The sequence below is a fragment of the Roseococcus sp. GW821-FHT12F05 genome (assembly GCF_058806835.1).
Map to the genome: position 1 here is coordinate 344,458 of NZ_JBXAQB010000005.1, position 9,744 is coordinate 354,201.

A 9,744-nucleotide genomic window follows, 5' to 3' on the forward strand; every position below is an offset into this window, starting at 1 on the left:
TGCGCTCAGGTTTACGAGGTGGCCGTCTTCAGCTTGCGGAAACGGGCCGCCTGCAGCACGCGGCCGCCGACGCGGCGGGTGGCATGCAGCCGGGTGACACCCTTGCGAGCCTGCGTGTAGGGATCGGAGAGGATCGACAGCGCGAGCCGGTCGACGATCCGATAGGCACTGAAGTCGCCGAAGATGATCGGGAAGTTGCCGTCGCCGATGTCGGGCATGTCGACGAACTCGATCACCGGCTTTCCGAGCAGGGTCTCGGGCTGGCCGGCGACGAGCGCGGGCTGCCAGATGTATTCGCCGGTCGTGCCATTCTTCAGCTTGCGTACGGCGGCCAGCGTGTTGCCGTTCATGGCCCATCGCGCACCCGATGCATTCCGATAGGCCGCCGGCAGGGCGTACAGCAGCTCGATGAGCTTGTCGGTGCTGAGGTTCGTGGCATGGCCGTTGACGGTGTGCAGGATGTCCGCATTCGTCATCACGCCTTCCGGGCGCTTGTCGCCGGCGCCGAGCACGAAGCCTGCGCCTTCCTTCTTGCCGAAGTCTTCGGCCAAGGCGAGGCGCACTTCCGCTTCCGCCTGCCCGCCGCTGTCAGCCAGCAGCTCATTCGAGATGTCAACGAAGGTGGTGATTTTGTTGACCGGCACCTCCAGCATGCCGAAGCCGACCGTCGATTCGTCGCTGTCTTCCAGCTCGTCTTCCCATTGGGCATTCGTGATGGAGGTGCGGCGCGGATACTTCACCGAGGGCGCGCCGGTGGTGCGCACCGAAGCGACGGAGCGGATCGGGCTGAACTCGACGATGTCCCGGATGAACTCGGACGACATCTCGGCCGGGGCCAGATAGCCCGCCTGGGGATCGTTCGAAACCGTGAGGGCCCTGATCTCATCGACCGGCGTCTGGTTGCCGAGGCGGAGATAGCTGCCGAACGCCCTGCGCTCGACGGCAGCGTCGGCCGACGTGTCGGTGCCGTTGCCCGGGCGCTGGCTCCGCACGTCGATGGCGTCCACGCGCTCGGCGAGCGTCCGCAGCTCGGTCGTCATGCGTTCGTCGATCGCGGCGCGGTGCTGATCGACGGCGGAGCGAAGCTCGCCGACAGCCTGCACGGCTGCCGCAAGGTCGTCGCCGCCTTCATTGCGGGTTTCGAGAGCATCATTCATTTTGCCAGTCCTTTAATGGAGGGCGCGGCGCGGCGGGCCGCCTCGATAAATGCCGCTACGCTGGCCCGACCGGCCGCGCCCTTGACGTTGGTGATCCGCGCCTTCGACGCTGCCGGCAGCGCGACGAGGCTGATCTCGACGAGTTCGATATCGGTGAGCACACGGCCACCGTTCGGACCGCGCTCCGCGGAGCGGGTCCGGAAGCCGATGGATAGGCCGTTGATGGCGCCGGCCTTCAGCAGCGCGAGTGCTTCCGCGCCCTTTGCCGTCTCGACCACGAGGCGGCCCGTGACCTTCAGGCCGCGCTCGTCCTCAATCAGGTCGATCCAGACGCCGATGGGCTGGTTGCTGTCGTGATTCCAAAACATGGCAGGGCTGCCGGTGGCCTTGCGCTCGCGCAGCGTCTTCCGGAAGGCGCCGCGCTTCACCGTGTCCCCGTAGGAATCGGGCTCGCCGAAGACGCTGGCGTAACCGGTAAAGGTGCCGGCATCGTCGGTGCTGAAGCGGACCTCCGGAGCGGCGAGCGTGCTGATCTCGCGCTTCATCGTGGTTCCTCCTTCTCTTGGTGAACCGGAGCCGCTCCGGCTTGCCCAGCCTGGAGAATCAGCGCGTCACCGCCGGCGATCGGCGGCAGATTGTCGAGGCGGCGAACTTCATTGGGAGTGAGCCAGGCGCCGCCGGCAGCTTGGCGATAGGCGGTGAAGCGCGCAGCCAGATCGCCGCGCAGCAGATCGTCGAAGACGGCCTCCACGAAGTATTCCCGGCGCTCCTCCGGCTTCAGCAGCGCGCGCTCCAGGGCTGACTTCCAAGCTTCGCTCCAAGGCAGCAGGCAGGTCTGCACGAACTGCCGCATCAGCTCCTCGACATTGCGCCAGGTGGCGCGGTCCAGGTCGCCGATCAGCGTGCCGGGCACCTTGAAGGCGCGGGCGATCTCCTGAATGACGAAGCGGCGCAGCTGTGTGAACTCGAGGTCGACGCTCGAAAACTGAAGCGGCTCGAACGCCATTCCATCTTCCAAGATAAGCGTGCGACCACTGTTGATTGCGCCTGAGAACGAATCATCGAATTGCGCCCGTAAACGCACAAGAGCTGCTTCGCTGAGGGACTTGCTATATTTGAAAATACCTGCAGGTCGCGCCCCGTTTGAAAAGAGCCTGCCCTGGTGCTCGGCCATACTGAGGTCCATGGCGATGGCCTCGCGGCACAGATTGATCAAGCAGATGGTGCGCCCGCCGATCGAGCCGGGCGTACGGACAGTGAGCAAGTCACGCCAGTCGATCACGCGCTCGACGTTGTTCTCTCGCACCTTGAAGCGCGGCTCCGGACCGGTCGTGTCGCGGGTGACGCAACGCGGATCGAGACGATGGATTTCCCGCGCCTGCCCGTTGACGCGGACGACCAGGCCGTAGGCGGCGCCGTGGAGCAGGGCATCGAGCTGCATGGCGGTGCGTGTCTCGACGCCGCCAGCCCAGGGGCACCAGTCGCCGGCGAGGATCCGTGCGGCTGGGTGCGTGCTGTCGCGGTTGCGGGCACCATCGGTGCTACGGTGGTAGAGATGGAAGGGCAAGCCGCCCAAACTTTCCGCGATGACGCGGCAGGCGGCCAGGGTGGTCGGGCTGCGCAAGGCCGACTCGGCGGAGACGGAGATGCCGGCCGCGGTCGGCACGGCCCCGAACAATGAAAGAAGCTCCGGCGAGGGGTTCGCCAGAGCGTTCTTCGTCTCGATGCCAAGGAGTCGCTTCAGCCCTTCGAACATGTAGACAGAGGCACGGTAAGCCGGCGCAAAATGGAAGCGAAATCGATAGTACCTGGGATGTTAGAAGTGCTGGAAAATGCAGGATGTTTCAGTATTTTGCAGGCGTGTGCGCTGGGCGGCTCCTGCTGCCGAATACCTCGGCCCAGGCCAATGCCTCCGCCTCCTGACGGGACATGCCGCCGTCGAACTCGATGATGGCCGCGCGTTCCTCGAAAGCAGCCTGAAGGTCGATTTCACGCCGGACATCGATGTTTTTCGGTGGAACAGGTGGAACAGGTGGAACAAATTTTTCAACGTGCTGATAATGCTTGATAATTCGTGTGCCACCACCTGTTCCACCTGCTGCAGGGGCTGGTGGAACAGGTGGAACAACGCCGGCCCTCCGAGCCAGCGCCGTGAAGCGGGAAAGGTCAGGCATCGCCTTCGTCACCAAGGATGCCGGAGGTGATGACGTAGCAGCGGACCGAATTCGAGAAGCCGGGCAGGCGGGTATTCTTCTGCAGTTTGTTGTCCTCGCCTCGGAGGAGCAGGCCATGCTTGGCGAGCGCCTTCGCCACTGCCACGGCGTCCATGCCCGCGCAGATCTCGGTCCGCCAAACTTCCGGTAAAATCAGATATTCAATCTCGCTGGCCTCATCCCGGCGACGGAACCCAGCTCGGTTAGGAATTCGGACGTCGAGCGGCGCGCCCTTCTCATCCTTCGGCGCAAGGACTCCCATAGCCTCGAAGCGGGAATTGCCATGCAATTCGATGAAGCGCCGCACCGCCGACACGGCGTCGCGTTCCTCTGCCGGCTCGACGCCACCACGCAGCTGCAACCAGCCCTGGAAGCATCGCGCGGCGGCTCGGGCGGCCTCACCATCTGGCCAGGGCAGAACGCCGAACGCCGTCGCCATCGCGCCACCCGCAGCCACCAGGCCGAACCGGGCCGCCACGCGGCTCACCTGACCATCAGCACCGGCCGGTATGTTCTCGGCAATGAACTGGTCGCGATAGCGGCTGACGGCCGGCGCGATGCCGTCGAAGTCCTTCACCAGGATCCGCACAAAAGCGCGCCATGCCTCGCCGTAATGTTCGCCGGCCGCCATTTTGAGGTGACGCGCTAAGGCATCGGCAGACGCGAACCCGTGCAGGTTCTCGAAGATCCCCATGCCCTTACCGGCGTCGGCCGCGATATCGACGACCCGAACTTCTTGACCAGCAGCGGCGCGAAGGCCGCGCCCATCCTCCGCGATTTTCGCCGCAAGGCTGATCTCCCCCGTGGACAGGAAGAGCAGCCTCCATTCCGCCGCAGGGCGAGCTTCACCTGACCGACTGGCACGCGCCTTACCCCGGCTGTTCGCCAACATGTAGGCAATTTGCCCAGCCTCTCGGCCATCGACCTGGGAAATTTCGTCGAGGCACAGCAAGCCATCGCAATGGAGCTTGGCCACGCCCTCGATGCCATTGGCGGTGGCGCGCCAGGGACGGACGAAGCCGCCGATGCCACCACCACCCCAAGCGGAGCCAGCGGCGTGTAGTATCGTGCTCTTTCCGATCGAGGAGCTCCCGCGGAAATGAAAGCCGCCCGATTCTGAGCTGGTTGGATACAGCAGCGGCCCGGCGAACGCAGTGCAGAGGGCAAGCCCCAGCCGGGAGTTGCCAACGGCGTATCGGGCGATGTGCTCCTGCCAGCCCTCCAGCGTGCCGCGCCGGCGGTATGCGTGATCAAGCGCTCCATCATGTTGGAGGAGGTACCGCTCACCCATCGGTCTCACCGAAATTTTCGTTAAAGCCGACGAAGATTCTGCCCTGCCAACCGATATGGCTGACGCAACGTGCCTTGTGATCAGGACGAGCCGTCGAGATGAAGTCATGCAATGCGTCGCGAGCAAAGCGGCCCGGCGCCATGATCAGCCCGAGGGACAGCAGCCGCTCGCGATAGGCGGTGCCGTCGCCCGCCAGCATCGCCATGGGCATCGCCCATTCCTTTACGCGGCCATCGCGATCCGTGATCCGAAGTAGGCGGCCCCATTCGTCGCCGTCGGCGCTGCGGGTCTCTGCGGCAACCTCGAGACGCGAACAGAGCCAACGCCACTCGACGATGGTATCCTCCGTGTCTCGATCCTTCCGCTCGATGCGCTTTCGGACCCCGTCTTCCTCAACACGGAAGGGCCAGCCGGTGAAGGCCTCTGATTCGTCGGACCTCTCAGAGCGACGGAGCTCGTCCCGAGCGGCGTCTAGATAGGGCGCGAGGAATGCCGGGTCGCTTTGGAGGTCCGCCACCCGCTGGGCCGTCCAGCCCTCATCGAGTGCATCGGCGAGATCCCAGCCGTCCGGCATCGCCTCGCCACGAGGCACCCTTTCGCCATCATGCCATCGCCAAGCACCGAGGCGATCAGGATGAAGGTGCAGCAGGCGGGCGGCGCCAACGGCGCGCGCCAACTCGCACACCTTGTCGCCGAAGTCTCGACCGGGATGCAGCGACCTGCCCTTGTCATTAACGCGACCAGGCTCGTCGAAGTCGGTGGCGATCACCACCGTGCGGCCGGCGAGGGGACCAAAGTCCGTGAGATGCGGGCTCTTGGCTCCGTGCGCTGGCGTCGTCGTCACCATCTCGGGAAAGAGCTCCGCGGCGGCGTCGCGCGCTTTTTCGCCTTCTGTGATCAGAACCGCTGCGTGGGGTCGGGCAAGGATCCCCGGCAGACCGAACAGAGGGCGCGGTAAAGGCATCCCCTTCGACCGCCAGCCGCGCCTCCCCTTGCCCAGGTCGCAGAAGGTGACGGGCAGAATTTCCTTCGTCGGCTCGCCATCGTCACCGACGAAATCCCAGCGGCAGACGTAGCCAACAAGCCGCCCCTCGGCATCGAAATACGGCCAAGAGCGCGTGGGTACACCATACCGGGGATGAACGAATTCCATGACAGGCGCATCGGTCGGCACCGGGATGATCGGCGTCTTGCTGCCGGATCTCGGTTGAGAGCGCTTCACGACGCTCGCTTCCTCTTCCGATAAGGGCGCGAACATGCTGGCTCCGTCCATCAACGAAGCCCAAGCATGACTGCAAGGTTTCGCGCCGCATCGAACTGGCTGATCCCGGCGAGGTAGGCGGCGAGCGACACCACATCGCCTCCGCGATCGATCGTGGCGAAGTCGGCCCACTTGCCCGTGTTCATGTTGACGGAAAATGACCCTGGCTTCCGGTCGGATCGACGCGGGTTTCGGCACACCCATTCATGGCCGGCGCGGTGACCGTCCGGGAGCCAGCGGAACAGCAGAGAAGGCAGCACGGCCAGAGCCGCCAAATTGATTTTCCTGAAGTCGATCGTGCCGCGCTCGGTCGGGACGGGATGCATCACGCAGTCGTCGTCGCTGGAAGGCATGGCGAGGGAACTACGCATCGCGCGCGCCGGCGTCGCTGGTGCTGGTCTTGGTCGTACCGAGCTTCGCGAGCGCCCAGGCGTCGAGGCTATCGCGATGATAGAGCGCGGAGCGATTGAACTTCTGAAAATTAGGGCCGCCGCCGGTCGACCTCAGCTTGTCCAGAGTACGCGGCGCGACGGGCACGCCGTGGATGGCGCCGAGGTATACGGCCGCTTCGTCCGCGCGATAGCGGACCTTGTTCCGGAGGGCAGGCGGCAGGCATAGCTCCGCCGTTCCCGCCGAGGCGGGTTCTTTCTCGATCATGTGATTTCTCCAGGTTGCTAGAGGAAAGGACGGTTGGGTCGGGTCAGCTCGAGTCGTCGCGTGAAACGCGAAAGCGCGGCGGCATGCCCTGTTGCGTGATGTTCACTCGTTTCGACCGGGCAGTTTCCAGCGAGCTCAGCCGGATCGTTCGTTGAAGGGTGCGACCTGCCTCCGCTGCAGCGGAGGCTTCTCGTGCCCGGACGCGGGCGCGGGCCGGGTCGCACGGCCGTTCGGAATTAGTGCTTTGTGGCATTGACCGCCTCGCCGAGAAGCCGCAGCGCAAGCCAATCAATATAGACTTCGGCGAACACTCGAACGGGTAACCGGACGGCCTGGGCTGCCGCCTCGACGGTCAGCTCCTCGCCGCGGTCGAAGCGGTCGAAGAGGGCGACACACCGGCGCTCAAAGGCGTCGCTCAGAATCCACTCGCCGCCGCCGGTCGCGAGATAGCTGTCCAGCGGGGTCAGACCGGTCACGAATTTAATCGGCATCACGGTCACTCAGCGGTCGCGATCGTCGCGAGGACGTCGCCGCCGATGATCGCGATGGTGCGAAAGCCGGCTGCGGCAGCATGATCGCGATTGTACGACTTCACGAAGCGTGACTGCACGACCTTCCTACCATCACGGAAGAAGATGGACACATCTTCAACATCGCGAGTGACCTCAATCCTGTCGACGCGACCAGCCAGCGGCGGAGACGCCAAAATGCTTTTCAGCGCCTCGCCGAAAAGGTGTTGTTTTGTCAGCGGGCAAAGCATCAGGCGCGGCGGTGGCTCAATTTGATTGGTCGCCGGGTTCACCCATCCTCCGGTGCTCGATCCTTCGGCGGGCGTGTGCCAGTACCGCCACACAGCCTCAATGGCGCCGGATCGGGGACCGGCCACCAGAGCGCCAATGATCATGAATCCGACTGTGAAAGGCGTTGCATCCGCACCGCCGCCCGGGCCGGAACGCGCCGAGCGTAGGCCCTGCTCGGCAGCGCGTTCATCCATCTGCAGCGCGCGTTGGAGCTCATACGCTTCCTGGGGCGACATCCCCAGAGCCGGCGCGGCGAAACGCCCATAGAATTCCCGAAGCTTCACGTCGCAGATCCCGCGTCATTGATATTGGTGATTTTCCAACATAGAGCGGAAAGCGTCAATGTAAATTTGCGGCCGATCCCTGCCCACTACCCTTTAAGATCGGGCAGCCGGCGGATCTGCCCCTCGGCGTGCTCTTGAAAAATCGCAGCCCACAGTGCCCTCTGGAGGAGAAAAAATGGTCGAAGTCCACGGCTATCATCAGCTCCGAGGCAACCTCGTCTATGAGCGCAATTGCTTGCTCAAGGAAATTCGCGATACCGACCTGCCTATCGGAGAGATGAAGGACCTCATTGCGCGACTGGCGGACATCCAAGTCGCGATTCAAGCCGTAGACGCCGCTCACGATGAGGAAGCGAAGGCAGCCCGCCGGTAGGCCTGAAGCGACGCGTGACCTAAACAGCCCAGGTCGCATGCACCCGATGCAGTTCGCTGACCCAGCACGAGAGTAAGTCGCTGGTGTCTCGCCCGAGCCTACTCGCCAGCTCATAGAAGCCAGGGCCGGGCTGCATATCGCCGGCCTTGTGGACGACCAGCACGGTCAGCATGCCACGCCCGGCAACATCCTCCTCGCTGGAGATTTCGCCGAGGAGGTGGAAGAGGCGCGGATCGTAGGGAGCAAAATCCACTGACTGGATCCGCTGGACCAAGTCCGAATATGAGATCATACCCCGGACGCGGGCGTGGTCGACAATCACGGCGATGGCCTCCTGCTTCGCGGCATCCCAGAGATCCTTGGGAACGCCGAATTTGGACTTGCTCAGCATGGCCCCGGCCCCCTGCTGACCGCGCATAATCGGGCTCAGCCCGAGCACCGTAGTGATCGCGCGCGTGCTGTGACAGACACTGCGACAGACACTATCGCAAGGCGTTCGTAGCCCAGAGGGCTGCCTATCAAGGCGGATCGGCGTCTAGGACTTCCAATCCATTCGCGCGAGGATGGCGGCGACGGTGGCATCGTCCAGGCCCGCCGCCTTGGCCTCGGCCGCCGCGCTGATCAGTGCCCCCACTGCACGCGCAGCGGCGCCTTGGTCGAACGCCTGCGTCGCGCGATCTGCGCCGAGGTCCGCCGCGTCAGAAGATCGGTGCCGCGAACATCGGCGATGGCCGCCCACCGCGGCTCGGCCAAGTCAGTCGGATAGGAGAGGCGTTCGCGTCGCATTGAAGGGCGTCCAATAGGGCGACAACCCATGAATCACGCTTCGCAACTCGCCGGAATCCCTCCTCAAACACGCTCTAAGCCATGATATCTTCCAAGGGGATGGCGCCGGAGTTGTGCTAACTTCGTCTCAAGTTACACTGGGATGGCTGCGATGGATTTTGTTTGGCGGTGGAATGGCGAATATTTTGGGTGGCTGGACTATGGCGAGCTCTACACGAGCGATGGGCGCCATGTCGGCCGCCGGAGTAAGGGCCGCATCTATGGCAAAAATAGACAATATCTCGGTGAATTGCGCGATGGGCGACTGATCAGTCGAAGAGCCCCTCAACCCTCAACATCACTTGGATTTATGCCTACTATTAGGATCCTACCGCCAAGTTTGGGGCCAGGGCCGGAACGAAGTCTTGCGATGCCAGAAGGGTTTCAGGATTTTCCGGACCCGGATTCCCTTTGATCAAATTTACCCGGTGGTTGGGACGTGGGTGAGCCGATTATTTTTGACGAATTGGACTGGCGAAATCTGACTGGGCCCGAGAAGAAGGCATTGCGCATTTTCTCCCGCGTTGCGGTCGATTTTGAGCCTTTTGCGAAGGCCGCCGGCCTCTTAGTCTTCGCGCTTCAAGGCGCGCTCGTAGTCGCCCTTCCAAACGGTCACCCCGTTCGATCCGCCATCAATCCCGGAGATGATCCGGTGGACGAGATCACTATCTTCGCCTAGGTCGTGGGCAACTTCGTAGCTCATAATCGAACTGCAAGTGTCAGCCGGCCAATCTGCGATTAGAGCGTTGATGTGGGCTTCCACACGGCCGGCGACGCGGTTGAATTCCTGGCTCTTCCTGCGCTTTTTCGGGTCGGCGCCCCTGTAGCCATCGCGTGGCGCCCTGATCGGGTACTGCTTCATGGTTGCGTCCTCGAGTTTGTG

At 63.5% G+C, this 9,744-nt stretch carries 14 protein-coding genes; 2 read left to right on the forward strand and 12 right to left on the reverse strand.

Going from position 1 to position 9,744, the window contains the following annotated elements:
• Positions 1 to 11: 11 nt before the first annotated feature.
• The 10 genes from AC1ROY_RS15790 to AC1ROY_RS15835 all read right to left on the reverse strand — a co-directional run bounded on the left by AC1ROY_RS15790 (position 12) and on the right by AC1ROY_RS15835 (position 7,663).
• Positions 12 to 1,157, reverse strand: a complete 1,146-nt coding sequence (locus AC1ROY_RS15790; RefSeq protein ID WP_493149798.1) for a phage major capsid protein — start codon at positions 1,155 to 1,157, stop codon at positions 12 to 14.
• Positions 1,154 to 1,702 (reverse strand): HK97 family phage prohead protease, encoded by a 549-nt coding sequence (locus AC1ROY_RS15795; protein WP_493149799.1) that lies wholly within the window; start codon positions 1,700 to 1,702, stop codon positions 1,154 to 1,156. Before AC1ROY_RS15795 ends, AC1ROY_RS15790 begins: the two co-directional genes overlap by 4 nt.
• Positions 1,699 to 2,913 (reverse strand): phage portal protein, encoded by a 1,215-nt coding sequence (locus AC1ROY_RS15800; protein WP_493149800.1) that lies wholly within the window; start codon positions 2,911 to 2,913, stop codon positions 1,699 to 1,701. Before AC1ROY_RS15800 ends, AC1ROY_RS15795 begins: the two co-directional genes overlap by 4 nt.
• An 88-nt stretch (positions 2,914 to 3,001) precedes the next feature.
• Positions 3,002 to 3,331 (reverse strand): hypothetical protein, encoded by a 330-nt coding sequence (locus AC1ROY_RS15805; protein WP_493149801.1) that lies wholly within the window; start codon positions 3,329 to 3,331, stop codon positions 3,002 to 3,004.
• The gene (locus AC1ROY_RS15810; RefSeq protein ID WP_493149802.1) at positions 3,324 to 4,661 is read right to left on the reverse strand and encodes a DUF927 domain-containing protein; all 1,338 of its coding nucleotides are present in this window, start codon (positions 4,659 to 4,661) and stop codon (positions 3,324 to 3,326) included. The genes AC1ROY_RS15805 and AC1ROY_RS15810 overlap by 8 nt, the downstream gene beginning before the upstream one ends.
• Positions 4,654 to 5,919, reverse strand: coding sequence for a DUF927 domain-containing protein (locus AC1ROY_RS15815; protein WP_493149803.1), 1,266 nt, complete (start codon positions 5,917 to 5,919; stop codon positions 4,654 to 4,656). Before AC1ROY_RS15815 ends, AC1ROY_RS15810 begins: the two co-directional genes overlap by 8 nt.
• A gap of 14 nt (positions 5,920 to 5,933) precedes the next feature.
• Positions 5,934 to 6,248, reverse strand: a complete 315-nt coding sequence (locus AC1ROY_RS15820) for a hypothetical protein (protein WP_493149901.1) — start codon at positions 6,246 to 6,248, stop codon at positions 5,934 to 5,936.
• Positions 6,249 to 6,285: 37 nt separating this feature from the next.
• On the reverse strand, positions 6,286 to 6,579 hold the full coding sequence (locus AC1ROY_RS15825) for a hypothetical protein (protein ID WP_493149804.1): 294 nt from the start codon (positions 6,577 to 6,579) through the stop codon (positions 6,286 to 6,288).
• 236 nt (positions 6,580 to 6,815) lie between these two features.
• Positions 6,816 to 7,079 carry a hypothetical protein gene (locus tag AC1ROY_RS15830; RefSeq protein ID WP_493149805.1) on the reverse strand — a complete coding sequence of 88 codons (264 nt, stop codon included), beginning with the start codon at positions 7,077 to 7,079 and terminating at the stop codon, positions 6,816 to 6,818.
• Positions 7,076 to 7,663, reverse strand: a complete 588-nt coding sequence (locus AC1ROY_RS15835) for a hypothetical protein (protein WP_493149806.1) — start codon at positions 7,661 to 7,663, stop codon at positions 7,076 to 7,078. The genes AC1ROY_RS15830 and AC1ROY_RS15835 overlap by 4 nt, the downstream gene beginning before the upstream one ends.
• A gap of 175 nt (positions 7,664 to 7,838) precedes the next feature.
• Between AC1ROY_RS15835 and AC1ROY_RS15840 the strand changes: the two genes are divergently transcribed.
• Positions 7,839 to 8,036: a hypothetical protein gene (locus tag AC1ROY_RS15840; protein WP_493149807.1), complete on the forward strand. Its 198-nt coding sequence runs from the start codon at positions 7,839 to 7,841 to the stop codon at positions 8,034 to 8,036.
• A 19-nt stretch (positions 8,037 to 8,055) separates the two neighbouring features.
• Here AC1ROY_RS15840 and AC1ROY_RS15845 read toward each other — a convergent pair whose 3' ends face one another.
• Entirely contained in the window at positions 8,056 to 8,427 is a 372-nt protein-coding gene (locus AC1ROY_RS15845; RefSeq protein WP_493149808.1) for a hypothetical protein, read from the reverse strand.
• Positions 8,428 to 8,973: 546 nt separating this feature from the next.
• On the opposite strand from AC1ROY_RS15845, the gene AC1ROY_RS15850 reads away from it, so the two are divergent.
• Positions 8,974 to 9,276 carry a 4-fold beta flower protein gene (locus tag AC1ROY_RS15850; protein WP_493149809.1) on the forward strand — a complete coding sequence of 101 codons (303 nt, stop codon included), beginning with the start codon at positions 8,974 to 8,976 and terminating at the stop codon, positions 9,274 to 9,276.
• A 150-nt stretch (positions 9,277 to 9,426) separates the two neighbouring features.
• Here AC1ROY_RS15850 and AC1ROY_RS15855 read toward each other — a convergent pair whose 3' ends face one another.
• On the reverse strand, positions 9,427 to 9,723 hold the full coding sequence (locus AC1ROY_RS15855; protein ID WP_493149810.1) for a hypothetical protein: 297 nt from the start codon (positions 9,721 to 9,723) through the stop codon (positions 9,427 to 9,429).
• Between the last annotated feature and the right edge of the window lie 21 nt (positions 9,724 to 9,744).